The following is a 24847-nucleotide window of genomic DNA, read 5'->3' as shown; positions in this document are numbered from 1 at the left end:
ACACGGCCCCCGCCCGCACCGGGCGGGGGCCGTACCACTTTCCTGGATCGGCGCGCGGCGGGCATAGACTCGGTGGGGTGAGCACGAAGATCCTTCCAGAGCAGGAAACGCGTCCGAAGACGTCACACGGCGACGGTGACCACGAACGCTTCGCCCACTACGCCGACAAGCACAAGATCACCGAGTCCATGGTGACGGGCACGCCGATCCGGGCCCTGTGCGGCAAGGTGTGGGTGCCCAGCCGCGACCCGAAGAAATACCCCGTCTGCCCGGAGTGCAAGGAGATCTACGAAGGTCTGCCGTCCGGCGGCGGCGAGGGCGACGGCAAGGACAAGTAACCCGGCCACCGGGTCTGCCCTGGGGTCACGCCTGAATACGATGTCCGGGTGACAGCACCGAAAGCACTCGACACCCCATACGATGCCCCGCGCATCTTCGGCCCCGCATACCGCACGGCGACCCTGGGCATCCTCCTCGTCGTCACGCTGGTCGCCTTCGAGGGCATGTCGGTCAGTGTCATCATGCCGGAGGTCTCCAAGGACCTGCGGGCCCTGGAGCTCTACGGCGTCAGCTTCTCCGCCTTCTTCATCGCCAGCCTCTTCGCCAACGTGGTGGCGGGGCTGTGGGCCGACCGGCGCGGCTACGCGCTGCCGTTCCTGGCCGGTCTGGTGCTGTTCGTGCTCGGCATGGCGCTGGCCGGGGCCGCGACGGGCAAGGAGATGTTCCTGCTGGCGCGGGCCGTGCAGGGGCTCGGCGCCGGGCCGACGGTCGTGGCGCTGTATGTCATGATCGCCCGGGTCTATCCGCAGGACGTGCGGCCCCGGGTCTTCGCGGCGCTGTCGGCCGCGTGGGTGCTGCCGTCGATGATCGGCCCGTCCGTGGCGGGGTTCGTCGCCGAGCACCTCGGCTGGCGCTGGGTGTTCTTCGGCATCATCCCGCTGGTCGTGCCCGCCCTGCTCATGCTCCTGCCCTCGCTCAGGCGGCCGTCCGACGACCACGAGCCCGCCACCGGCCCGCGCTCGCGCCCGATGGCCATGACGGTGGCCGCCACCGCCACCGCCGTGGGCAGCGGCGTGCTGCTGTACGGGGTCGAGGAGCTGTACGACGCGCCGCTGGTCAGCGTCGTGTGGTGTGTGCTCGGGCTGGCGGCGCTCGGCTACGGGCTGGCCAGGCTGCTGCCGCCGGGTGCGCTCCGGTTCGGCCGCGGGCTGCCGACCACCGTCATGATGCGCGGGCTGTTCGCCGCCGCGTTCTTCGGGGTCAACGGCTTCATCCCGCTCGCCCTGACCGACGTCAAGGGGTTCACCACCGCCCAGGCGGGCATCGCGCTGACCACCGGGGCGCTCGGCTGGTCGGCCGGCTCCTACCTGCAGAGCAGGCGCGTGATCGACCCGTACCGCAGGATCAGGATGGGCGCGGCCTGCGTGACCGCCGGCATCCTGCTGGTCGTGCCCTCGGTCGTGGCCGGGATCACCGGCTGGGTCGCGGTTCCGGCCTGGATCGTCGCCGGGTTCGGGATGGGGATGGCGATGGCCACCATCAACGTGACCGCGCTCAAGCAGTCGCCGGTCAACGAGCAGGGCGCCAACAGCGCCGCGCTGTCCGTGACCGACATGCTCGGCGCGGCGCTCGCGCTCGGCGTCGGCGGCGCCCTGTCGAACGTGATCGGCTTCACGCCCAGCCAGATCGCGGTGGGATTCGCGGTGATCTGCGGGCTGATGGCGCTGATCGGGCTGGCCGCCACCTTCCTTTCGGCCCGGGTCACCGACCCGGCAGCCTGAATCCGTCCCTCCAGCCACACCGGCAACGGATCGCCGGACCGGGGCCGCCCCGGGATGGTAGGACAGCGGTCGTGGAGCGTGACGACCGCGTCCGTACGCGATGGGACTCCCTGCCGCCGTCCGCGCGCATGTACGGCACCCCCGCCGACCCCGGCCCCCGGGTGCCGCGGCGCGCGCTGGGGCGCCTGGCCCGGCCCGTGCTGGCGGTCGTGGCCGCGGCCGGGCTGGTGGCGGCGCTCGCCCTCGCCGTGCTCCGGCTGATGCCCTCGGGCGGGGAGGCCACGCCGCTGACCGACACGCTGGCCGGGGTGCGGCTGGCGCTGCCGCCCGGCTGGGAGGAAGAGAAGGTGGCGCCCGTCACCGGGTTCACCTCGTCGGCCAGGAACGACGACGGCGGCCTGGTCATGACCAGGCCGCTGCCGGGAGAGATCGCCGACCCGCGCGCGGGCGTCAAGGACGCCGCCGAGCACTACGCGCGCCTCCTGCTGAAGGGGGACAGGGTGAAGGTGGTCGACGACCGGCCGGTCGCCGGCGGCCACACCAGGGCGCTGCTGGCCCGGTACGACGACGTGGTGAACCGTCCCGCGTACCTGCGTGTGACGCTTGTCACGAACGGCGGCAAGGCGGCGCTCGTCCTCGGGCTGCTCCAGCCCGAGGAGACGGCCGCCAGGCAGGCGCTGGACGGGGTGATGGCCAGTGCCCGATAACGCCCATAGCACGCGCGGGAGAGCTTGGCCAGGATCGAGGAGCACGGCACGTCTTGTCGGTGGGCCGGTCTACTCTTGGGACACTGTGAGAAAGCGAAGCACACGAACCCCAGAGGTGATGCGGTGAGCACCTTCGCCGCATCCCACCTGTCGCCTTCCTATCCCGACCGCGCCGCGTGGGGCACCGCGCCCAAGTTGCGCGCCTGGCAGCAGGAGGCGTTCGACCTCTACTTCGGGCGAGAGCCGCGAGACTTCCTCACCGTGGCCACGCCGGGCGCCGGCAAGACCACCTACGCCCTGCGCATCGCCAGCGAGCTGCTCACCCGCGGGGTGATCCGCGCGATCACCATCGTCACCCCGACCGAGCACCTCAAGCGCCAGTGGGCCGACGCCGCCGGCAAGGTCGGCATCAGCATCGACCCCGAGTTCAAGAACAGCCAGGGCACCACCAGCCGCGACTACACCGGGGTCGCGGTGACCTACGCCCAGGTCGCCATGCACCCCGCGCTCCACCGCGCCCGCACCGAAGCCCGCAAGACGCTGGTCATCTTCGACGAGATCCACCACGCGGGCGACGCCAAGTCCTGGGGCGACGGCGTGCAGGAGGCGTTCGAGCCGGCCGCCCGGCGGCTGCAGCTCACCGGCACCCCGTTCCGCTCCGACGACAGCCCGATCCCGTTCGTCACCTACGAGGAAGACGCCGAGGGCCTCAAGCGCAGCCGCGCCGACTACTCCTACGGCTACGGTCCCGCGCTCGCCGACAACGTCGTGCGGCCGGTCATCTTCCTGGCCTACTCCGGCGAGATGAGGTGGCGCACCCGCGCCGGCGACGAGCTCTCCGCCACGCTCGGCACCCCGCTCACCAAGGACCAGCTTTCCCAGGCCTGGCGCGCCGCCCTCGACCCGAAGGGCGACTGGATCCGCCAGGTCATGCAGGCCGCCGACCGCCGCCTGACCGAGGTGCGCCGCCACGTGCCCGACGCGGGCGGCCTGGTGATCGCCACCGACCACGAGACGGCCCGTGCCTACGCCCGCCACCTGCGCAACATCGCCGGCGAGGCGGCCACCGTCGTGCTCTCCGACGACCCCGGCGCGTCCAAGAAGATCAAGAACTTCGCCGCCTCGGGCGACCGCTGGCTGGTCGCGGTCCGCATGGTCTCCGAAGGCGTCGACATCCCGCGGCTGTGCGTGGGCGTCTACGCCACCTCCACCTCCACCCCGCTGTTCTTCGCCCAGGCCGTGGGGCGCTTCGTGCGCGCCCGCAAGCGCGGCGAGACCGCCTCGGTGTTCCTGCCCTCGGTGCCGACCCTCATGGGCCTGGCCAACGAGATGGAGGCCGAGCGTGACCACGTGCTCAACCGCCGCCCGCCCGAGGACGGCCTCGACGACAGCCTGCTCGACGACGCCAACCGCAAGAAGGACACCCCCGACGTCCTCGGCGACGAGCTGCCGTTCGAGACCATGGAGACCTCGGCCACCTTCGACCGGGTGCTCTTCGACGGCGGCGAGTTCGGCACCGGCGCCGAGGTCGGCTCCGCCGAGGAAGAAGACTTCCTCGGCCTGCCCGGCCTGCTGGAGCCCGACCAGGTGGCCACGCTGCTGCGCAAGCGCCAGTCCGACCAGCAGGCGGCCAAGCGCAAGCAGCCCGAGCCCAAGGACACCCTGGCCCCGCACGAGCGCATCGCCGAGCTGCGGCGCGAGCTCAACGGCCTGGTCGGCGCGTGGAACCACCGCACCGGCCAGCCCCACGGCGTGATCCACGCCGAGCTGCGCCGCTCCGCCGGCGGGCCGCCGATCGCGCAGGCGACCGCCGAGCAGATCCAGGAACGCATCGACCTCATCCGGCGCTGGGCGACCCAGCGCCGGTAGGCGGCTTTCGGATCAGCGGCCCCGGAGATCGTGACGCTCCGTAACCCTATGCGTTTGGCAACAGAGCAGTAGCCTTCCGTTAGAAAGCAGGCCGGACAGGCAACACTTTCCGATGGGCTGCCTAACGGAGATCCAGAGGGACGTGCTCATGTCGCCTGAGGCCATGGGAAGGTCGATGCTCGCCGTCTCGTCCGGGCTCTTCTCCAATGCGATCGTCATCCGGCTGAGCGGCGAGATCGACGTGTACGGGCTCCCGGCGCTCCGCGATCACCTCACCCGGGTGTGGGACCTGCCCCCCACGCCGTTCCTGATCCTCGACATGCAAGAGGTCGGTTTCTGCGATTCGATGGGCATGAACGAGCTCCTGGACATCATGCACCGGTGCGAGGCGCGTGACACCGGGCTGCTGCTGGGCGGCGTGCAGGGCGTGATGGCCCGGGTGCTGTCCATCACCGGGCTGCGCAACGCCTTCGAGGTCTTCGGCACTCTCGACGAGGCGTTGCGCCACGCCGGCATGCGGGCCTGAGAACCCGTTTCCCGCCATCGGGTGAAAGGGAGTACGACACCCGATGGAAAGGGGGCGATTTGATTACGGACACAGAACGCGTGTCCACGGACGCCGAGGTGATCGAACAGTCCTGGCGGGACCCGGCCGCCTTCTCGACGCTGTTCGACCGTCACGCGCCCGCCCTGCACCGCTACGTCACCCGGCGGCTGGGCGACTCGCTCGCCGACGACGTCGTGGCCGACACGTTCCTGGCCGCCTTCCGGCGGCGCGACCGGTACGACGTGCGCCACACCGACGCCCGCCCCTGGCTGTACGGGATGGCCGCCAACCTGATCGGCAAGCACCGCCGCAGCGAGGTCAGGTCCTACCAGGCGCTGGCCAGGACCGGCGTGGACGACGTGGTGGAGAGCTACGCCGACCGGGTGGACGCGCGGGTGTCGGCGTCGGCGGCGCAGCGCGACCTGGCCCGCGCGCTGGCCGAGCTGTCCCCTGACGAGCGTGACGTGCTGCTGATGATCGCGTGGGCCGACCTGGGCTACGAGGAGGTGGCCCAGGCGCTCGGCATCCCGGTGGGGACCGTCAGGTCCCGGCTGCACCGGGCTAGGAAGAAGACCCGCGCCGCTCTGGGCGGGATGAATCCGACGGACGTCGACGAGGAGAACGATCATGGATGACCTGCGGTTGCTCCAAGAGATGCGCGCGGACGCGCCGGAGCCCGGGGAGGCGCGGCTCGCTGAGATGCGTGCCGCGCTCAGCGAGGAGATCACACTGAGCGGCCTGACAGCGGGCACGCCACCCCGCGAGGCTCTCGCGGCGGGCGCGCTCGCCACCCAGGGCGCCGTCCGGGGGACCGCGGCGCGACGGGTGCCGCGCTTCGTCAAGCTGGGCGTCGCGCTGTCGGGGGTCGCGGCGGCCGCTCTCGCGGCGCTGCTGGTCAACGGCGGCGCGGCCCCGGCGTTCGCCGTCACCTCTCAGGCCGACGGCTCGATCAAGGTGACCATCAACGAGTTCAGCGACCCCGGCAGCCTTGAGGAAGCGCTGGCGGACAAGGGCGTCAACGCCGCGGTCGACTACCTGCCCGAGGGGAAGACCTGCCAGGGCACACGGGGCGAGCCCGCCAAGGCGAGCGGACGGGTGGAGACCGGCCTCCGCTCGAACGGCGGCGGCGTGGACTTCACCATCACCAAGGGCGCGGTCGGCAGCGGCGAGACGCTGGTCCTGGCCATCTCCGGCGGCGGGTCCGGCAAGGCGCCCTCCGGCATGAATGTCGCGGTGATCAAGGGCGAGGTGAAGGAGTGCACGCCGGTCTCGGTGCCCGCTCCCGCCGATTCCGGCGAGGGTGAGAAGGGTTCCGAGGTCAACGAGCAGGGCGGCCCGGAGAAGGGGACCCACAGCGTCACCGAGGGTGACGACCAGGGCCCCCGGCACGACACGGGCGGCAGCTCCGACGACGGCTCCAAGATCCTCCACCACAGCGGCGACTAGCGACGCGCCCTCACCCGGCGGCCCCGCCACGGGGCCGCCGGGAACCCGGGCTCCTAGGGGCGGCCCCTTCGCATGACACGTGGCCTCGCCGAGGTGGCCGCCCTGCTGGCGACCGCGCCGCTGCCATGGTGGATCGGCGGCGGACACGCGATCGAGCCGGCGGTCGGCCACGTGTACCGCACGCACGGCGACGTGGACCTCGGCCTGCTGCGCCGCGACCACGTCCCGGCCGTCCCCTGACCGCCCTCACCGTCGCCGGCGTCCCCTGCGACGGCTCGCTCCGGAGGTCCGGCTCCTCTACAAGGCGCGGGCGCCGCGCCCCAAGGACGAGATGGACTTCGACCGCATGCTGCCCCTGCTCACCCCGCCCCAGCGAGACTGCGGAGACCGAGCACGGCGCCTATCCGTGGCGGGGCCGTCTGATGATGTGAACCGGTGGTAGAGATCTTTCCTCTCGGGGGGGAGAAAGGTCTTCGGGTTCTTGGCGCCCGCGTAACCGGAGCGTGAGGAAATCTGTACTCTTCGTGATCGGTGGTGTCGCAGGGACGCCGCGTTACCGTAGAGGAGTGCCAGAGGTGAGTCTGTACCTGCCGGAGGACATGAAGCAGCGGGTCGCGGAAGCGGCCAGGGCGCATCACATGTCCGAGGACGCCTACATGCGCGAGGCGATCGCGCGGATGCTCGGCGCCGAGGTCCTGACCGAGCGGCCCCGTCCCACGCTGCCGCTCTTCGACAGCGGCGACCCGAGCCTCGCCCGCAGGGTCGACGAGATCATGGAGGACTTCGACCCGGGCGGGCGCGACTGATGCTCGTCCTCGACACCAGCGGCGCCTTCGCCGCCATCGACCGCGCCGCCGAGGACCACGGGGCGGCCAGGCGGATACTGGAGGCGGAGAAAGGGCCGATCCTCCTGTCGCCCTTCGTGCTCGCGGAGCTCGACTACCTGCTCCTGACCCGGATCGGCCTGCGGGCCGAGACCGACTATCTACGCGAGGTGACTTACGGAACGTACGATCTCGTACCGATGGCGCGGCAGGAGATCGTCGAGGCCACCGACGTCATCCTCCGCTACGCCGACATGAAGGTCGGCCTGGCCGACGCTTCCATCGCCGTGCTGGCGGCCCGCTATGAGACGACCCGGGTGCTGACGCTGGATCAGCGGCACTTCCGGGCCATGAAGCCGCTCTGGGGCGACGCGTTCACCGTGTTGCCCGCCGACCTCAACTAGCGGACGATCGGGGCGCCGTGGAGGGTGGCGCCGGCGGCGTCGAGCTGGGCCACGGCGGCGTCCGTCGTCTGCTTGGCCACGCCGGCCGTGAGGTCGAGCAGCACGCGGACCGTGAGGCCGTGCTTGACGGCGTCGATGGCGGTGGCGCGGACGCAGTGGTCGGTGGCGATGCCCACCACGTCGACGTCGCGCACGCCGTGCCGGCGCAGCCACTCCGCCAGCGGGACGCCGTCGCCCGAGGTGCCCTCGAAGCCGCTGTAGGCCGCCTCGTGGGCGCCCTTGCTGAAGACCTCCTCCACGGCCGACACGTCGAACGCCGGGTGGAAGTCGGCGCCGGGGGTGCCCGCCACGCAGTGGGCCGGCCAGGAGGTGGCGAAGTCGGGCTCGTCGGCGAAGTGGGAGCCGGGGTCGACGTGGTAGTCGCGGGTGGCCACCACGTGGTCGTAGCCGTGGTCGGCCACGTGTCGCGAGATCGCGGCCGCGACCTCGGAGCCGCCCGCCACGGCGAGGCTGCCTCCCTCGCAGAAGTCGTTCTGCACATCGACGATGATCAGCGCCGTACCCATACGGCCCACGATACGTCAGGCGAACTCCGTGGGGATCGCCGCGTACCCCCGGGCGAGGTGGAGCGCGTCCTGCGGCAGGCGGGCGATCGCCTCGGCGTGCCGCGCCCGCGCCTCGGCGAGGGGTTCGCGGCCGACGATTTCGCCCTCGCGTACGAACCCGGTCAGCAGCGGCACGCCGCCCTCCGGCACCAGCCCGGACGTGGTGACCAGCTCCGTCTCGTAGTGGTCCGACTTGTTCAGCAGGCGGTAGGCCTGCTTGCGCCCGCCCCGCGACGGCTTGCCGACCGACCGTTTGGCCACCGGCTCCAGCTTGCCGGTCCTGGTCTCGCGGGCCACCAGCTTGTAGACCAGCGCGGCCGTGGGCACGCCCGAGCCGGTCACCAGGGAGGTGCCGACGCCGTAGCCGTCGACCGGGGCCGCGGCCAGCGCGGCGATCGCGTACTCGTCCAGGTCGGAGGTGACCAGGATGCGGGTGTGGAAGGCGCCGAGCGAGTCGAGCTGCTCGCGTACCTCCTGGGCGGCGGCGGCCAGGTCGCCGGAGTCGATGCGGACGGCGCCCAGCTTCTCGCCGGCCAGCTCGACCGCGGTGCGCACGGCCTCACGCACGTCGTAGGTGTCGACGAGCAGCGTGGTGCCGGGGCCCAGCGTGGCGATCTGGGCCTCGAACGCCTGCTCCTCCGAGTCGTGCAGGAGCGTGAACGCGTGTGCGGCCGTGCCGGCCGTGGGGATCCCGTACAGCCGCCCGGCCTGCAGGTTGGAGGTGGAGGAGAACCCGGCGAGGTAGGCGGCGCGGGCGGCGGCCACCGCGGCCTGCTCGTGCGTGCGGCGCGCGCCCATCTCGATGATCGGCCGCTTGCCGGCCGCGTTCACCATCCGGGAGGCGGCCGAGGCGATCGCGCAGTCGTGGTTCAGCACCGAGAGGATCAGCGTCTCCAGCAGCACGGCCTCGGCGAACGTGCCCTCCACGACCATGATGGGAGAGGCGGGGAAGTACAGGTCGCCCTCGCGGTAGCCGTGGATGCTCCCCGAGAACCGGTACTCGGCCAGGAACGCGAGGGTCGGCTCGTCGACGACGTTGTGCTCCTGGAGAAAAGTGAGTTCTTCGTCACCGAAACGGAAGCGTTCCAGCTCGTCGAGGACGCGTCCCGCCCCGGCGACCACTCCGTAGCGCCGCCCGCCGGGCAGGTGGCGGGCGAACACCTCGAAGACCGCTCGCCGGTGTGCCGCGCCGCTTCGCAACGCCGCCTGCAGCATCGTCAGCTCATAGTGATCTGTCAGCAACGCGGTGCTCATGGTCATCGTCACGAGTCGAAGACTACGGCCCACATAGGGCAGACTCATGGATGTGGGTAGCACCGCTCCAATCACCGTCGAGCGTCCTTCACAGGACGTCCGGCCCGATCTGCCGTGGGTGACGATCGTCTGGAACGACCCGGTCAACCTCATGTCCTATGTGACCTATGTCTTCCAAACGGTCTTCGGCTACACCCGGGAGAAGGCCGAGAAGCTGATGATGGACGTCCACCACAAGGGGAAGGCCGTCGTGTCCAGCGGCACGCGCGAAGAGATGGAACGCGATGTGCAGATTCTCCACTCCTACGGCCTGTGGGCGACGGTCCAGCCGGATTCGGTCAAGTGAGGCGGTGCCGGTGAGCTCGGGGTTCTCCTCCGGACGCGACGGAGCGGTGATCGCGAAGTTCGAGGCCGCGGAGGTCTCGATCCTGTCCTCGCTCGTCGGGATGGTGCTCGGGCTGGTCGCGCCCGGCGAGACCAGCGACGACCCGCTGGAGCGGGCGCTCGGCATCGGCGACGGCACGGCGCCGTCCGATCCGGTGCTGGCGCGGCTGTTCCCGTCGGCTTACGAGGACGAGAAGGAGTCGACGGAGTTCCGCCGCTACACCGAGGCGACGCTCCGCGACGGCAAGCGCGCCGACGCCCAGACCCTGCTCGACACCGCCGCGCCGGGCCGGGTGGAGCTCACTCCCGAGCAGGCCCAGGCCTGGCTGCGCTCGCTCAACGACGTCCGGCTCACGCTCGGCACCCGCCTGGAGGTGACCGAGGAGATCCACGACGAGCTCGAGTCGATGTCCGAGGACGACCCGCGCTACCCGGCGTTCGTCACCTACGACTGGCTCACCTACCTGCAAGACAGCCTGGTCCGAGCGCTCTGGTAACTTCCGCAGCATGCTGACCATCTCGAAGGAACTGGCCGACAAGATCGTCGCCCATGCCCGGGCCGACCACCCCGACGAGGCATGCGGCGTGATCGCGGGGCGTGACGGCGTCCCGGAGCGGTTCATCCCGATGGAGAACGCCGAGCGCTCGCCCACCTTCTACCGGTTCGACTCGATGGAGCAGTTCCGCGTCTGGCGTGAGATGGACGACCGCGACGAGGAGCCGGTGGTGATCTACCACTCCCACACGGCCACCGAGGCATACCCGTCGCGGACCGACGTCTCATACGCGTCAGAGCCGAACGCCCACTACGTCCTGGTCTCGACCAGGCACGAGACGGACGTCGAGTTCCGCTCGTACCGGATCCTGGACGGTGAGATCACCGAGGAAGAGGTAAGGTTCATCCCATGATGGGCTGGCCTGTGCAGAGTTTCCTCTTCGCACACACTCCGGCTGTCCTCCTGTACGACTGTCGCTGGCTCTGATCAGGTAACTGAGCAGGAATCCCCAGACACCCGTCGGTGTTGCATGCCGATGGGGACGACGACCAGATCGAGGAGATTGACAGCGATGGCCATCGAGGTCCGCATTCCGACCATCCTGCGTAACTACACCGACGGCGCCAAGGCCGTCAGCGCCGAAGGCGCGACCCTGGACGAGCTGATCGCCAGCCTGGAGTCCCGCCACCCCGGCATCAAGGACCGCCTCGTCGACGACAACGGCCTGCGCCGCTTCGTCAACGTCTACCTGAACGACGAGGACGTGCGCTTCCTCGGCGGGCTCGGCACCCCCGTCTCCGACGGCGACACGGTGACCGTCCTCCCGGCCGTCGCCGGCGGGTGACATGCGGTTCGAATCGCTGACCGACTCGGTCGGCCGGACGCCCATGGTGGGGCTGCCGAGGCTGTCCCCGTCCGCCGACGTGCGCGTCTGGGCCAAACTCGAGGACCGCAACCCCACCGGCTCCATCAAGGACCGCCCGGCGCTGTGGATGGTCGAGCAGGCGGAGAAGGACGGCCTGCTCACCCCCGGCTGCACGATCCTGGAGCCGACCAGCGGCAACACCGGCATCTCGCTGGCCATGGCGGCCAAGCTCAAGGGCTACCGCCTGGTGTGCGTCATGCCGGAGAACACCTCGGATGAGCGCCGCCAGCTGCTGCGCATGTGGGGTGCGGAGATCATCTCCTCGCCGGCCGCGGGCGGCTCCAACGAGGCGGTGCGGGTGGCCAAGGGCCTGGCCGAGTCCCATCCCGACTGGGTCATGCTCTACCAGTACGGCAACCCGGCCAACTGGCGCTCCCACTACGAGACGACCGGGCCGGAGATCCTCGAGGACCTGCCCACCGTGACCCACTTCGTGGCGGGCCTGGGCACCACCGGCACCCTCATGGGCGTCGGCCGCTTCCTGCGCGAGCGCGTGCCCGAGGTGCAGATCGTGGCCGCCGAGCCGCGCTACGGCGAGCTCGTGTACGGGCTGCGCAACGTCGACGAGGGCTTCATCCCCGAGCTGTACGACGAGTCGGTGCTGACCACCCGGTTCTCCGTGGGGTCCGCCGACGCGCTGCGCCGCACCCGCGAGCTGCTGTCTTCCGAGGGCATCTTCGCGGGCGTGTCCACGGGCGCGGCCCTCCACGCCGCCCTGGGCGTCGCGCGCAAGGCCGTCAAGGCGGGCCGGCGGGCCGACGTCGTGTTCGTGGTGGCCGACGGCGGCTGGAAGTATCTCTCGACGGGCGCGTACGAAGGCACCCTCGACGAGGCCGAGCAGCGGCTCGAAGGCCAGCTCTGGGCCTGAGACCGCGAAGGGGCGGCCGGCGCGCGCCGGCCGCCCCTTCGCGTCCCGTCATCAGTTGAACAGCACCCGCATGGAGAACGTCACTTCCGTGTCGGTCTGCTTGCCGCTGAGGCCGACGGCGCGCAGCACCTCCAGGTTGGCCTTCTCCTCGCCCCGCATGTTCGCCAGGTAGAGCTTCTCCACCTTGTCCAGGTCGACGAACAGGCCGTACGTGGCCTCGCCCGCGTCAGGGATGGCGGTCTGGAAGGTCTCGCTCTCGCCGAGCGTGCCCTCACCGGCGAGCGTCTTGGCGTACTCGTCGGTGGTCGCCACGGTGAAGACGCCGTCGCCGGCGACCTTGGCGATCTGCACCTGCTGCCCCTGGGCGTTCAGGCTCTGCTGCACCCGGTCCAGGATGGCCTGGGCCTTGGCGGCGTCGGTGGTGATCCGCACGCCCGCCTTGAACTGCTGGGTGTCGAGGCCCTCGCTGTCGACGGCCACGGTGAAATTCTGGCCGAGCACGGTGGCCAGGTCGTCCGGCAGCTTGAGCCCGAACTGGGTCTGCGCCTGCTGCAGGAACGTCTGGAACTCCTGGGACGCCCCGGCCGACTTCTGGATCTCGGCCCACTGCTTGGTGACGATCTTGTCCAGGCCGGAGATCGTGAGCGCGCCCGCGGTCGAGCCCGGCAGCGCGGCCAGGTTCGCGGTCGGCACGTCCTCGCCGCCGGTCAGGTCCTTGGCGCCGCGCAGCACGCCGGCGAGCTCGACGTACCCGCCGTCGAACCGCAGCGCGCCCGCGAACCTGGCGGTCTTGACCTGCTCGACCACCTGCTGCTGCTCGGCGGTCAGCGTCTCGCCCGAGAGCTCGGCGACCTTGCCCATGTGCGCCCAGAACGACAGCACGCCCTGCTCCCCGATGGCGCTCAGGTCGTCGCTGAAGTCGGCGTTGTCGGCCAGCGTGGTCTCCGCGGCCGCGTACTTGTCGGCGTTCTCCTGCGTCTCGGCGACGATCGCGTAGTCCTCGCGGAAGGCCAGGCCGTGCTTGCTCTTCCCCATCATCTTGGCGATGCCGGCCTTGGCGGCCGCCTCGTCCTTCACCTGGATCGCCATCGCGACGCCGGGCTCCTCGCCGCCGCTGGGCAGCACGCCGACCCCGACCCGGCTCCCGAGCCACGGGTCGATGTCCTTGGCGAAGTCGACGTCCTTGAGGCTGTTGTCGCTCTCCTTCAGGGAGTCGAAGAAAGCCTTGCGCGGGTCGTCGCCCTGGAAGGTGTCCTTGGTGGTGGAGAACTTCTGCGCGATCTGGAACAGGGCCAGCTTCTGGTTGGCGGCCGGGTCGAGGTCCAGGCGGACGTAGGCGATGGCGTCGGCGGGCAGCACGTCGTGCGGCTGCGTGCCGCCGCCGCCGAGGAACGAGCCCACGGCCCAGGCGCCGCCGCCGAAGAGCACCACGGCGAGCGCCGCCGCGACGGCGATCACCCAGCCCTTGCGGCCCTTCTTGGGCGGCTCGCCGCCGTGGCCGGGGAAATCCTGGCCCGGGGCCTGCCAGCCGAGCTGCTCCTGCTGCCCGTAACCCTGCTGTCCAAAGCTCTGCTGCCCGTAGCCCTGCTGCTGCTGACCGTACTGCTGCTGCTGGCCGTACTCAGGCTGCTGGCCGTACTGGGGCTGGCCGTACTGGGGTTGCCCGTACTGGGGTTGCCCGTACTGCTGCGGGTCATAGCCGGGCTGGCCGCCGTGCGGAGGCTGCTGCCCGTAGGACGCCTGCTGCCCGTAAGGGGACTGCTGACCTGGGTCGGCCTGCTGACCGTACTGCGGCTGACCGTACTGGGGCTGCTGGCCGTACGGGGCCTGCTGCTGGTACGGCTGCTGCGGGGGGTACGGCTGGCCGTGAGACATAGGCGTCGTCGGCGGGTTCTCGGGTTGCTGCTCCTGATTCCACCGGAACGCTGTCGTCCGGTCAGGATCCTGCCCCGGCGGGGGATTGTTCGCAGACATCACTCAACTCACAGTGTGGACATTTAAATCACACAGAAGGTAGCTGATGTTGCTAGACCCCCGCTTGCAATGCGCTGAAGTGTGCAGGCGGCCCGGTTTGGGGTGGGTTTCTGGATGTACAGTATGAACTCACTAGAATATAGTTCCGTACTTGAGGCAGGGGCGGATGACCAAGTTCGACGAGGCCACGCAGGCGATCCGGGTCGACGAGACCACCTACGACGTCTGCCTCGACCCCGGCTACCAGATCGGCGGCCCGCTCAACGGCGGCTACCTGATGGCGGTGGTCCTGCGGGCGGTGGTCGACGACTCGCCGTTCGCGCACCCGGTGAGCACCACCGCGCAGTTCCTCAAGGCTCCCGTGCCAGGGCCCGCCACCGTACGCGTCGAGCGGATCAAGACCGGCAAGACCGCCGCGTTCACCCGCGCCACCCTCGTCCAGGACGGCGTCGCGCAGATCGAGACCCTCGTCACCACCGCCACCCTGACCAACGCCGATCCCGTCTACGCCGACGGGCCCGCGCACGCCATGCCGCCCCTGGAGGAGTGCGTCAAGCTGCCGGACCCCAAGCCCGAGTCGAACATGAACATGAACGCCCAGGTGGAGGTCGTGTTCGACCCGCCGAGCATCGGCTGGCTCTCCGGCGCGCCCGCCGGCCGGCCCGAGTCGCGCGCCTACTTCCGGATGGCCGAGCCGCAGGACCCCGACCCGTTCGTGCTGGCGGTGGCCGTGGACGCGCTGCCGCCCGTGGTGTTCTCCGCCGGCCTGCGCGGCTGGGCGCCGACCGTCGAGCTCACCTGGCACCTGCGCGCGCTGCCCGCCCCCGGCTGGCTCACCGTGCTGGCCGGCGGCCGGCTCGTCGCCGACGGCTGGTTCGACGAGGACGCGGAGGTGTGGGACTCGACGGGCCGCCTGGTGGCGCAGTCGCGCCAGCTGGCACGGGTGGGGCGAGGTTGACACGCGCGCTGTGAGCATTCTTACGCAGTGAAAAGAGCGCAGGTCGCCTACCCTCTGAAGCGTGCCGGACGCGAGTATTGGGATCTTCGACAGCGGGGTGGGCGGCCTCACGGTCGCCCGGGCGATCATCGACCAGCTGCCCCATGAGTCCATCACCTACGTGGCCGACACGGCCCGGCAGCCGTACGGGCCCAAACGCATCGCCGAGGTGCGCGCCTACGCCCTGGAGGTGATGGACCACCTCGTCGAGCACGACGTCAAGATGCTCGTGATCGCCTGCAACAGCGCCAGCGCCGCCGTGCTGCGCGACGCCCGCGAGCGCTACGACGTGCCCGTCGTCGAGGTGATCCAGCCCGCCACCCGGCGGGCGGTGCGCGCCACCCGCAACGGCAGGGTCGGTGTGATCGCCACCCGGGCCACGATCGAGTCGATGGCCTACCACGACGCCTTCACCGCCGCTCCCGACGTCCAGCTCACCGGTGTGGCCGCCCCGCACCTGGTGTCGTACGTCGAGCGCGGCGAGACGATGAGCGAGGAGCTCATCGAGGTCGTCCGCGGCTACCTGGAGCCCATCCAGGACGCCGGATGCGACACGCTCATCCTCGGCTGCACCCACTACCCGCTGCTCACCGGCGCGATCTCCTATGTCGCGGGCGACGGGGTCACGCTGGTGTCCAGCGCGGACGAGACGGCCAAGGACGTCTACCGCATCCTGCACGACCGCGGCCTGGCGGCCGGCGGCGAGGCCAGCCCCCGGCACCGCTTCCGCGCCACCGGCGACTCCACGCTCTTCGCCCGGCTCGGACGCCGCTTCCTGGGTCCGGAGATCGACGCGGTCGAAGTCGCTCCAGTGGGGGGTACCACCGTCAAGGGAGGCCCGCATGAAAGTGACCATCATCGGCTGCTCGGGAAGTTTTCCCGGCCCTGACAGCCCCGCGTCCTGCTACCTCGTCGAGGCGGAGGGCTTCCGGCTGTTGCTCGACTTCGGCAGCGGGTCCCTGGGAGTGCTCCAGCGCCACATCGGCCTGTACGACGTCGACGCGATCTGCCTGACCCACCTGCACGCCGATCACTGCCTCGACCTGTGCGGCTACCACGTGGCCCGCACCTACGGCCCCGACGCCCCGTACCCGCGGGTGCCCGTCTACGCGCCGGCCGACGCGCCGCGCCGGCTCGCCGCCGCCTACGGCATGCCGGACGAGCCCGGGCTGGAGACCGCCTTCGACTTCGCGGGGCTCGCGCCGGGCACGATCGAGGCCGGCCCGTTCACGGTGACCGCGGCCCTGGTCAACCACCCAGTGGAGGCGTACGGGTTCCGCGTCGAGCACGCCGGGCGCAGCGTCGTCTACTCCGGCGACACCGGCGAGTGCGCCGAGCTGGTCAAGCTGGCCGCCGACGCCGACCTGCTGCTGTGCGAGGCGTCGATGCTCGACGGCCCCGACCTGCCCACCGGGCTCCACCTGTCCGGCCGCCAGGCGGCCGAGCACGCCGCCGAGGCCGGGGCCGGGCGGCTCGTGCTCACCCACCTCGTCCCCTGGAACGACCCGGCCGACGTGCTGGACGACGCCACCCGTGGCGGCTTCGCCGGGCCGATCGAGCTGGCCCGCAGCGGCGCCGTCTACGACCTGGCGTGAGGTCGTGCGGGGCGGGGATAGGCTGATCTGCATGTCGCGACAGGATGGCCGAAACCCCGACCAGCTCCGCCCCATCACCATCACCCGCAACTGGATCACCCACGCGGAGGGGTCCGTGCTGGTGGAGTTCGGCCAGACGAGGGTGCTGTGCGCCGCGTCCGTCCAGGACAGCGTGCCGCGCTGGCGGCGCGGCACCGGCCAGGGCTGGGTGACGGGCGAGTACGCGATGCTCCCGCGCGCCACCAACACCCGCAACGACCGCGAGTCCGTCCGCGGCAAGATCGGCGGACGGACCCACGAGATCTCCCGCCTGATCGGCCGCTCGCTGCGCGCCTGCGTCGACTACAAGGCCCTGGGCGAGAACTCGATCCTGCTCGACTGCGACGTCCTGCAGGCCGACGGCGGCACCAGGACCGCCGCCATCACCGGCGCCTACGTCGCGCTCGCCGACGCCGTCGCCTGGATGCGCGAGCGCAAGATGTGCCCCGGCGACCCGCTCATCGGCTCGGTGTCGGCGGTCTCCGTGGGCGTCGTCGGCTCGGTGCCGATGCTCGACCTCTGCTACGTCGAGGACGTCGCCGCCGAGACCGACATGAACGTCGTCATGACCGGCGAGGGCAGCTTCGTCGAGGTGCAGGGCACCGCCGAGGGCGCCCCGTTCGACCGCGGCGCGCTCGACCGGCTGCTCGACCTCGCCGTGACCGGCTGCGAGGAGCTCACGCTCATCCAGCAGGAGGCGCTGTCCGCATGAGGATCCTGCTCGCCACCCGCAACCCCGGCAAGATCGCCGAGCTGCGGCGCATCCTCGCCGGGTTCGACATCGTGGGGCTGGAGGAGTTCCCGGAGATCGGCGACGTGGCCGAGACCGGCGTCACCTTCGAGGACAACGCCCTGCTCAAGGCCCGCGAGGTGGCCAGGCAGTCGGGCCTGCCCTCGGTGGCCGACGACTCCGGGCTCTGCGTCGACGTGCTCAACGGCATGCCCGGCGTGTTCTCCGCCCGCTGGTCGGGCCGTCACGGCGACGACCAGGCCAACCTCGACCTGCTGCTCGCCCAGGTGTCCGACGTGCCCGACGACAAGCTCACCGCCCACTTCACCTGCGTGGCCGCGCTGTCGCTGCCCTCGGGTGAGTCCAGGGTGGCCGAGGGCGTCCTGCCCGGTCATCTCGTGCGCGCCCCGCGCGGCTCGGGCGGCTTCGGGTACGACCCGATCTTCGTGCCCGACGGCGACAGCCGCACCACGGCCGAGATGACGGCCGACGAGAAGGACGCGATCTCCCACCGGGGCCGCGCCTTCCGCGCGCTCGCGCCGATCGTGCACGAACTGCTGGCGCCGTAACCATCCCTTAAGACCTGCCGGGCGCCGCGCGGCGTAGCGTCGGAGTCGTGCGAAGTAATCAGGTCACGCCCGTCTGGGCGGGCGCGCTGGCAGGCATCGTGGCGGGCGCCGTGGCGCTCGGCGTCGCGCAGCTCGGCGCGGGGCTGGTACGAGCCTCGTCGTTCCCGGTCCTGGCCGTGGGCGACTGGGTGGTCGACCTGTCGCCGGCACCGCTGAAGGAGTTCGCGATCCGGACCTTCGGCGAGAACGACAAGAACGTCCTCATCGGCGGCGTGCTCGTGGTGCTCACCCTGATCGCGGCCGGCATCGGCGTCGTGGCCCGGCGCCGCCGCGCGTACGGGACGGCGGGGCTGGCGCTGTTCGGGGTGGTGGGGCTGGTGGCGGTGCTGACCAGGCCCGGCGCGACGGCCGCCGACGCGCTGCCGACGCTGGCGGGGGTGGCGGCGGGCGCCCTGGCCCTGTCCTGGATCCTCCGCCGCGCCACCCCTTCCGTCCGCGAGGTTTCCACCGGGGACGTCGAGCGGCCCGGGGTCATGTGGGCTCCGGGCATGCCGTACGCGTTCGACCGGCGCAGGCTGCTGACCGGGGCCGCCGGGGGAGTGGTGGCCGCCGGGGCCGCCGCCGTCGCGGGCCGTTCGCTCAGTGGTGCTCGCGCCGTCGACGCGGCACGGGTCAACGTCGCGATCCCCGCGCCCGCCGTGCCGGCCCCGCCCCTTCCGGCCGGAGCCGATCTCCGGATCAGGGGCCTGTCGCCGTTCGTCACCCCGAACGCCGACTTCTACCGCGTGGACACCGCGCTCATCGTCCCCCAGGTGGACCCGCGGGCGTGGACCCTGCGCGTGCACGGCCTCGTCGACCGTCCGATCGAGATCACGTACGAGGAACTGCTCAGGCGCCCGCTCATGGAGGCCGACATCACCCTCGCCTGCGTCTCCAACGAGGTCGGCGGTCCCCTGGTGGGCAACGCGCGCTGGCTCGGGGTGCGGATGGCCGACGTGCTGCGCGAGGCGGGGCTCCGCCCGGAGGCCGACATGCTGCTGTCGACCTCCTCCGACGGCTTCACCTGCGGCACGCCGGTGGACGTCGTCATGGACGGCAGGGACGCCCTGTTCGCCGTCGCGATGAACGGTGAGCCGCTTCCGGTGGCCCACGGTTTCCCGGTGCGGCAGGTGGTGCCGGGTCTGTACGGGTACGTCTCGGCGACCAAGTGGGTGGTGGACGTCAAGGCGACCAGGTTCGACACCGACGAGGCGTACTGGACGCCGCGCGGCTGGTCGGCCAGGGCGCCCATCAAGACGGAGTCCCGGATTGACGTCCCGGCGGCGGGGGCCACGGTGCCGGCGGGCCGCACCACGATCGCGGGCGTCGCCTGGGCGCAGCACAAGGGTGTCGACGCCGTGGAGGTACGGGTCGACCGGGGCGCGTGGCGGGAGGCCCGGCTCGCCCAGGTGCCCGGCCCGGACACCTGGCGGCAGTGGGCGCTCGACTGGGACGCCACGCCGGGGGATCACACGCTCGAAGTACGGGCGACGGACGCGGCCGGATACACCCAGACCGAGCAGCGCGCCCCGGTGATGCCCGACGGCGCCACCGGCTGGCACACGATCGACGTCCACGTCACCTGACTCGTCCGTTGATAGGGCGTTTGTGCTGGTAGGGCGCCCAGTCCTGGCCGAGAATCTTCCTGACTTTCGCCCCTGCGTCACGCTGTCCGCCCCTACGATCGGTCGTCGAGCAGTGACAGGAGGCAGGACGTGGCCCGCGACCGCAAGTCCGGCGTCCGGTGGGTCCTACCCGAGGGGCAGTACAACCCCGTGGTCGCAGACGGGGTGCGGTGGCTCGACTACGAGAACGCCACTGCCCCCGGACCGCCCGACTCCGAACCGACCGACCCATCCCCGACCGACCCCACGGGTGGCGGCGAACCCGTCCAGGGCAGCCGCGAAGGCCCCTGGAACTCCAGCCCGCCGCCCGCGGACGCGACGCCCCGGCCTGCCGCGAGCCCGCGCCCGGAGGAGCACGCCGAGAGCCCCGGCCCTCGGCTCGCCGACGGCCCGTCCCGACCGAACTCCTGGCGCAATAACCGGAATCCTGACGTTTCGGTGCGCCGGCGGGACCGCGACGACCGGAACTCTGACGCCCCGGTGTGGCGGCGGGACACCGACGGAGATGCCCCGCCCGTGACGTGGCGTGGCGAGGATGCTGATGGTTCGCCCACCAGCAGTCCTGGTCAGCGGGACAGCGATAGTGCTGGCGATCCCTCTGCGGGGGATCCGACGTGGGGTGGTGGTGCGGATTCTGATGGTTCGCCCATCGGAGGTGCTGGTCAGCGAGGTGGCGCGAGTGCCGCGCCGCATATTGAGGGCACGGCGGGGCGTGGGAATGACGGTCTCCCTGCTGGAAGGTCGTTTCGGTGGGGCGATGCGGGACGGGACGGTTCGCCCGTCAGAGGTTTCGGTCAGCGGGGATCGGCGACGGTGGCCGAGGGTTCCGGGTGGCCTGTGCCGCAGGAGAACCTCGCCGATTCGCCTGCTGACGGGAGGGCCGGTACCCAAGGTGACGGAGCGTGGGGGAACGGTGGGTCCGGGAGTGCGATACCCCAGCCTGCCGAGGGTGCCGGGTTCGGCGGTAAGGCAGGGGCTTCGGAGGGTGGCGGCTCGCCGTCGTTCGAGCGGCGTGAAGGTGACGAAGAGGGTGGCGACTCGCGGCCGTTCGAGCGGCCTGAACGCGATGCGAATGGTCAGGGCGTCGCGCCTGCTGTCCCTCCAGTGAGCTTCCTCCAGGCGCGGATGAGGGCCGACGGCGGTGCGCCGGCACCGTCCGCAGGAGAGAGCGGCGGTCCCGTACGGGCAGGTGGGCCGACGTCCTGGCCCGCCACCGCCCGCCCGTACGATCACGAGCCCACCACCGCTCGCCCGTACGATCACCAGCCCGCCACCGCTGGTTCTCTTGATCAGGGGGCGGCGATCGCCGGTCCTCCTGATCACGGGTTGGCGGGCACCGGGCCGGTTGGTCAGGGGGCGGCGACTGCCGGGCCGTCCGGTCGCGGGTCGGTGACTAGGAAACCGTTCGGTCAGGGGTCGGAGACTGCCAAGCCGTTCGATCAGAGGTTGGAGACTGAGGGCCCCTTCGATCAGATGTCGGCGGCTGGCGGGTTCTTCGATCAGGGGTTGCCGATCGGTGGGCTCTTCGATCAAGGGTTGGCGATCCCGGGTCCCGGTGGTCCCGGGGCGGATGCGGGGGTCAGGCGGGGGGTCGCCGAGTATGACTGGTTCGACTGGCCGCATCGGCCGCCGAAGCTGGCCGGGAGCAGGTCGTACGGGGCGCCGGGCGGGCTGGCGCGGCCGGACCCGCAGGTGGAGCAGGACCTGGCGATGGCGGTGGAGCCGGGCGCCAGGTTCCCGGACCCGCGCGGCACGTGGGTGCGGCTCATCAACGGCGGCGGGCCGGCCGACGACCCGTTCCGGGCCTCGAACGCCGCCGACTGCGCACTGGCCGTGCTGTCCACCTGGCACGGGGAACCGGCCGCCGCGGCGCCGAGGACGCCCGAGTACGACGCCATCGGGCGTCCGCTGGTCACCGGAGAGGCGGGCAGCACGGCGCGGATGGAACGCTGGGCGGGGCAGCGCTTCCAGTACGCCGGGCAGGGGCGGCACGCGTACCCGATGCTGGCCCGCCGCCTGCGGGAGGCGGGTCACGGCGCGTCGGCGATCATCGTGGTCCGCTGGCCCGCCGGCGGGTCGCACGCCTGGAACGCGGTCAACTACCTGGACGAGGTCATCTGGATCGACGCCCAGCGTGGTCACATGGCCGTCGAACCCCTCTACACCACCGTGACCGGGGTGTTCTGCGTCATCCTCGACAGGCAGGGGCAGCCGCGATGAACCTCGACCAGGCCAGGGCGCTGGCGGAGGAGTACTTCAACGGGGTGCGCCCGCAGGAGGAGGCGCTGCCCGTGGGGATCTACGGGTTCGGTGACGGGTACGTGGCGTGGGCGCGCGAGCCGGAGCCCGACGACCCGGCCCGGTTGCCGGACACGATCGGCGGCGGGTGCGTCGTCATCGACAGGTCCTCGGGCGAGGTGGTGGCCCGCCCTCTGCTGGACCCGGAGTCGGTCGCCGACCTCTGGCCCGGCCGCCACCCTCGCTGAGCGCTGCCATACGAAGTACGGAAAAAGCGCCCCTCCGCCATAGAAACGCTGGAAACTAGGGCAAGGCCGGGCGTCGCCCCCATGGACGCCCGGCCTCCCTCGGGCACGCGGCAGCGAAGGTCCCGCGCGCAACCGAGCTACACATATCCGGATTTGACCGCCTATAACTGATTTATCCGGGTTTGTGGCTAGAAAGGTCAGCCTGCCAGCGATCCCACGATCGACGCCTTGGCCGCACGCCGGCCCGGCAGCACCGCGGCCACCATGCCCGCCACCCCCGACAGCAGCACGAACAGCCCGATCTGCCACGGCGACGCGGTGAAGACCGCCCCCTCCAGCATCGCCCGCATGGCCGCCCACCCGAACACCAGGCCGAGCGCCACCCCGACCACCGCGCCGATGAGCCCGAACACCAGCGCCTCCACCGACAGCATCCGCCGCAGCTGCGCCCTGGTCAGCCCGAGCGCCCGCAGCAGCGCCGACTCCCTGGCCCGTTCGTGCACCGACAGGGAGAGCGTGTTGGCGATGCCGAGCAGCGAGATGAGGATCGACAGCCCGAGCAGCCCGGTGATGATCATCAGCAGCATGTCCAGCGTCTGGTCGAACTCCTCGCGCACCTCGGTCGAGCTCTGCACCTGGACCGTCGGGTGGGCGGCCGTGGCCGCCTCCACCACGGCCCGCGCCCGCTCGGGCGCCACGTCGTCCGCGATATCGATCAGCACCCGGCTGTCCTGGACGTCGCCGAACAGCTCCGCGAACTGCCCCGGTGCCAGGGCGAGCGTCGGCAGCGGCGCCTCGTCGTCCACGACCGCCACCACCTCCAGCGGCACCGCCCCGGAGCCCGGGCCGACCCGTACCGTGTCGCCGACCCCCACCCGCAGGTCCCGCGCGGCGCGCGCGGCCACCGCCACCTGCCCGGCGGCCAGTTCGGGCAGCGCGCCGGAGACCAGCTTCGGGCTGATCGGACCCTCGTACGTGCCGACCCGCACCCTGACGCCGCCCACCGTCGCGGCGGTGTCGCGGACCCGCAGCACGGCGGCGAACTCCGGCCGGTCCTTCAGCTCCTCGCCGACCGACCGGGGGATGCCGCCCTCGCGGCCCTGGGTCATGAGCGCGTAGTCCACGGGGAACTGCTCGTCCAGCTTGTCCGTGACCGTCGCCCGGGTGGACGCGGTGACCACCGAGATCAGCGTCATCAGCGTCACCCCGATCGTCAGCGCCACGGTCGTGGTCGCGGCCCGCTTGGGGTTGCGGCCCGAGTTGTCCACGGCCAGCCGCCCCGGCACCCCGAACAGCTTGGCCGGGACCCAGCCGAGCACCGCGCTCAGCGGCCTGACCAGCACCGGCCCCAGGATCAGGACCCCTAGGAAGGTCAGCACGCCGCCCGCCATCACCACGAACAGCGAGGTCTGCTCGCCCGGCGGCAGCACCAGCGCCCCGGCGCCCCCCGCGCCGAGCCCCGCCAGCAGGAACAGGGCGGCGAAGACCACCCGCGGCACGCCCGCGCGGAACGTCCGCTCCTCCACCTGCGTGCGCAGCGCGGCCACCGGCGAGACCCGGGTGGCGGTCCGCGCGGGCAGCACCGCGGCGCCGACGGTGACGGCCAGGCCCACGCCCAGGCCGACGGCGATCGTCTCCGGCGACAGCGCGAGCGCCGCCTCGGTCGGCAGCGGCGCGTCGAGGGCGCCCAGGACCGCGAGCGTGAGCGCGCCCAGCCCGTACCCGGCCGCGAGCCCGGTCACCGACGCCACCACGGCGACCACCGCCGACTCGATCAGGACCGAGCCGAACACCTGCCCCCGGGTGGCCCCGATGCAGCGCAGCAGCGCCATCTCGCGGGTGCGCTGCGCCACCAGGATGCCGAACGTGTTGTAGATGACGAGCGCGGCCACCAACATCGCCACCAGGCCGAACATGAGCAGCCCGACCGTCAGCGTGCGCATCTCCAGCCCGGCCTGCCTGGCCAGGTCGGCGGCCAGTTCCTCGCCGGTCAGCACCTGGTGCCCGGCGCCCGCGGCCGCCGCCACGGCCGGCTTGAGCGCGGCCGGGTCGTCTCCGGCGACGTCGATCTCGGCGAAGCCCTCGGCGCCGGTCATCCGCTGCGCCGTGGCCGTGGTGAAGCCGACCGCGCCCGTGTAGGCCAGCTCCTGGTCGAGGCCCGGGTCCAGGAGGCCGACGAGCCGGAACACGTGCTCGCGCCCCCGGCTGTCGAGCACCTTGATCGTGTCGCCGACCTGGAAGCCCGCCGCCTCGGCCGTGTTCTCGTCGAGCACCGCCGCGTGGTCGTCGGAGCCGGGGCCGGTGCCGCTGACGATCGTCGTGCGGTCCAGCGCCCCAGGGACGATCGACACGGCCGTGGTCGGCATGCCGCCGACCGCCTTGCCGTCCTGGCCCAGCAGCGGCGCGCTGCCCCGTACCAGCCCCACGGCCTCGCGCACGCCCGGCACGGCGCGCACCCGCTCCAGCACCTCCGGCCCGATCCGCTCGCCGGGACCTTCCGGCAGTACGGCGACCGCGACCTTCTCGGCGTCGGCCGTGACCCGCTCGGCGAACCCGGCCTGGATGGTGTCGTTCAGCACGAACGTGCCGGCGATGAACGCCACCCCCAGCATGATCGCCAGGGAGGTGAGCAGCAGCCGGAGCCGGTGCGCGCGCAGCCCGGCGAGAGCCGTCCTCAGCACC

Annotated in this window: 27 protein-coding genes; 23 read left to right on the top strand and 4 right to left on the bottom strand. The window is 71.6% G+C overall.

Annotated features, from left to right (window positions below; all coding sequences use genetic code 11):
• Positions 1-77: 77 nt before the first annotated feature.
• The 10 genes from FR742_RS29045 (at position 78) to FR742_RS29000 (ending at position 7578) form a co-directional block, all read left to right on the top strand.
• The gene (locus FR742_RS29045) at positions 78-338 is read left to right on the top strand and encodes a DUF3039 domain-containing protein (protein ID WP_148033880.1); all 261 of its coding nucleotides are present in this window, start codon (positions 78-80) and stop codon (positions 336-338) included.
• A gap of 48 nt (positions 339-386) precedes the next feature.
• Positions 387-1781 carry an MFS transporter gene (locus FR742_RS29040; protein ID WP_148033879.1) on the top strand — a complete coding sequence of 465 codons (1395 nt, stop codon included), beginning with the start codon at positions 387-389 and terminating at the stop codon, positions 1779-1781.
• 71 nt (positions 1782-1852) lie between these two features.
• Positions 1853-2488 (top strand): hypothetical protein, encoded by a 636-nt coding sequence (locus FR742_RS29035; RefSeq protein WP_148033878.1) that lies wholly within the window; start codon positions 1853-1855, stop codon positions 2486-2488.
• A 123-nt stretch (positions 2489-2611) separates the two neighbouring features.
• On the top strand, positions 2612-4357 hold the full coding sequence (locus FR742_RS29030; RefSeq protein ID WP_148033877.1) for a DEAD/DEAH box helicase: 1746 nt from the start codon (positions 2612-2614) through the stop codon (positions 4355-4357).
• A 163-nt stretch (positions 4358-4520) separates the two neighbouring features.
• Positions 4521-4883, top strand: coding sequence for an STAS domain-containing protein (locus FR742_RS29025; protein WP_261808804.1), 363 nt, complete (start codon positions 4521-4523; stop codon positions 4881-4883).
• An 80-nt stretch (positions 4884-4963) separates the two neighbouring features.
• On the top strand, positions 4964-5539 hold the full coding sequence (locus FR742_RS29020; RefSeq protein WP_261808803.1) for an RNA polymerase sigma factor: 576 nt from the start codon (positions 4964-4966) through the stop codon (positions 5537-5539).
• On the top strand, positions 5532-6350 hold the full coding sequence (locus FR742_RS29015) for a hypothetical protein (RefSeq protein WP_148033875.1): 819 nt from the start codon (positions 5532-5534) through the stop codon (positions 6348-6350). The genes FR742_RS29020 and FR742_RS29015 overlap by 8 nt, the downstream gene beginning before the upstream one ends.
• A gap of 72 nt (positions 6351-6422) precedes the next feature.
• Positions 6423-6590 (top strand): nucleotidyltransferase domain-containing protein, encoded by a 168-nt coding sequence (locus tag FR742_RS46050; RefSeq protein WP_261808802.1) that lies wholly within the window; start codon positions 6423-6425, stop codon positions 6588-6590.
• A 335-nt stretch (positions 6591-6925) separates the two neighbouring features.
• Positions 6926-7156 (top strand): hypothetical protein, encoded by a 231-nt coding sequence (locus tag FR742_RS29005; protein WP_148033874.1) that lies wholly within the window; start codon positions 6926-6928, stop codon positions 7154-7156.
• Complete coding sequence (locus tag FR742_RS29000) at positions 7156-7578, top strand: PIN domain-containing protein (RefSeq protein WP_148033873.1); 423 nt, start codon at positions 7156-7158, stop codon at positions 7576-7578. Before FR742_RS29005 ends, FR742_RS29000 begins: the two co-directional genes overlap by 1 nt.
• On the opposite strand, the gene FR742_RS28995 is transcribed toward FR742_RS29000, so the two are convergent.
• Positions 7575-8144, bottom strand: coding sequence for a nicotinamidase (locus tag FR742_RS28995; RefSeq protein WP_148033872.1), 570 nt, complete (start codon positions 8142-8144; stop codon positions 7575-7577). The genes FR742_RS29000 and FR742_RS28995 overlap by 4 nt on opposite strands.
• A 15-nt stretch (positions 8145-8159) precedes the next feature.
• Positions 8160-9443 (bottom strand): nicotinate phosphoribosyltransferase, encoded by a 1284-nt coding sequence (locus FR742_RS28990; RefSeq protein WP_396990201.1) that lies wholly within the window; start codon positions 9441-9443, stop codon positions 8160-8162.
• A gap of 46 nt (positions 9444-9489) precedes the next feature.
• Here FR742_RS28990 and clpS point away from each other — a divergent pair, with 46 nt between their 5' ends.
• From clpS to FR742_RS28965, 5 genes are all read left to right on the top strand, one after another.
• A complete protein-coding gene (gene clpS, locus FR742_RS28985; protein ID WP_148034889.1) occupies positions 9490-9783 on the top strand; it encodes an ATP-dependent Clp protease adapter ClpS in 294 nt (97 codons plus the stop codon).
• A 46-nt stretch (positions 9784-9829) separates the two neighbouring features.
• Positions 9830-10318 carry a DUF2017 domain-containing protein gene (locus FR742_RS28980; protein WP_261808801.1) on the top strand — a complete coding sequence of 163 codons (489 nt, stop codon included), beginning with the start codon at positions 9830-9832 and terminating at the stop codon, positions 10316-10318.
• A 10-nt stretch (positions 10319-10328) separates the two neighbouring features.
• The gene (locus FR742_RS28975; RefSeq protein ID WP_148033869.1) at positions 10329-10730 is read left to right on the top strand and encodes a Mov34/MPN/PAD-1 family protein; all 402 of its coding nucleotides are present in this window, start codon (positions 10329-10331) and stop codon (positions 10728-10730) included.
• Between the two features lie 159 nt (positions 10731-10889).
• On the top strand, positions 10890-11162 hold the full coding sequence (locus tag FR742_RS28970; protein ID WP_148033868.1) for a MoaD/ThiS family protein: 273 nt from the start codon (positions 10890-10892) through the stop codon (positions 11160-11162).
• Position 11163: 1 nt separating this feature from the next.
• The gene (locus FR742_RS28965) at positions 11164-12111 is read left to right on the top strand and encodes a PLP-dependent cysteine synthase family protein (RefSeq protein WP_148033867.1); all 948 of its coding nucleotides are present in this window, start codon (positions 11164-11166) and stop codon (positions 12109-12111) included.
• Between the two features lie 51 nt (positions 12112-12162).
• Here the strand turns inward: FR742_RS28965 and FR742_RS28960 are convergent, their stop codons facing one another.
• On the bottom strand, positions 12163-13986 hold the full coding sequence (locus tag FR742_RS28960) for a DUF3352 domain-containing protein (RefSeq protein WP_261808800.1): 1824 nt from the start codon (positions 13984-13986) through the stop codon (positions 12163-12165).
• Positions 13987-14251: 265 nt separating this feature from the next.
• Between FR742_RS28960 and FR742_RS28955 the strand changes: the two genes are divergently transcribed.
• The 8 genes from FR742_RS28955 to FR742_RS28920 all read left to right on the top strand — a co-directional run bounded on the left by FR742_RS28955 (position 14252) and on the right by FR742_RS28920 (position 22165).
• Positions 14252-15043, top strand: coding sequence for a thioesterase family protein (locus FR742_RS28955; RefSeq protein WP_148033865.1), 792 nt, complete (start codon positions 14252-14254; stop codon positions 15041-15043).
• Between the two features lie 61 nt (positions 15044-15104).
• Positions 15105-15971 carry a glutamate racemase gene (gene murI, locus FR742_RS28950; RefSeq protein ID WP_222709075.1) on the top strand — a complete coding sequence of 289 codons (867 nt, stop codon included), beginning with the start codon at positions 15105-15107 and terminating at the stop codon, positions 15969-15971.
• Positions 15925-16677, top strand: coding sequence for an MBL fold metallo-hydrolase (locus FR742_RS28945; protein ID WP_148033864.1), 753 nt, complete (start codon positions 15925-15927; stop codon positions 16675-16677). The genes murI and FR742_RS28945 overlap by 47 nt, the downstream gene beginning before the upstream one ends.
• A gap of 31 nt (positions 16678-16708) precedes the next feature.
• The gene (rph, locus tag FR742_RS28940; RefSeq protein WP_148033863.1) at positions 16709-17428 is read left to right on the top strand and encodes a ribonuclease PH; all 720 of its coding nucleotides are present in this window, start codon (positions 16709-16711) and stop codon (positions 17426-17428) included.
• Entirely contained in the window at positions 17425-18015 is a 591-nt protein-coding gene (rdgB, locus tag FR742_RS28935) for an RdgB/HAM1 family non-canonical purine NTP pyrophosphatase (RefSeq protein ID WP_148033862.1), read from the top strand. Before rph ends, rdgB begins: the two co-directional genes overlap by 4 nt.
• A 47-nt stretch (positions 18016-18062) precedes the next feature.
• Positions 18063-19640, top strand: coding sequence for a molybdopterin-dependent oxidoreductase (locus tag FR742_RS28930; RefSeq protein ID WP_148033861.1), 1578 nt, complete (start codon positions 18063-18065; stop codon positions 19638-19640).
• A 1575-nt stretch (positions 19641-21215) separates the two neighbouring features.
• A complete protein-coding gene (locus FR742_RS28925; protein ID WP_261808799.1) occupies positions 21216-21899 on the top strand; it encodes a toxin glutamine deamidase domain-containing protein in 684 nt (227 codons plus the stop codon).
• Positions 21896-22165 carry a hypothetical protein gene (locus FR742_RS28920; RefSeq protein WP_148033860.1) on the top strand — a complete coding sequence of 90 codons (270 nt, stop codon included), beginning with the start codon at positions 21896-21898 and terminating at the stop codon, positions 22163-22165. The genes FR742_RS28925 and FR742_RS28920 overlap by 4 nt, the downstream gene beginning before the upstream one ends.
• Before the next feature lie 197 nt (positions 22166-22362).
• Here FR742_RS28920 and FR742_RS28915 read toward each other — a convergent pair whose 3' ends face one another.
• Entirely contained in the window at positions 22363-24846 is a 2484-nt protein-coding gene (locus FR742_RS28915) for an ABC transporter permease (RefSeq protein WP_148033859.1), read from the bottom strand.
• Position 24847: the final 1 nt, after the last annotated feature.

The sequence above is a fragment of the Nonomuraea sp. C10 genome, assembly GCF_008017515.1.
Lineage (GTDB): Bacteria > Actinomycetota > Actinomycetes > Streptosporangiales > Streptosporangiaceae > Nonomuraea > Nonomuraea ferruginea.
This window is presented reverse-complemented; position numbering and strand designations above follow the sequence as displayed.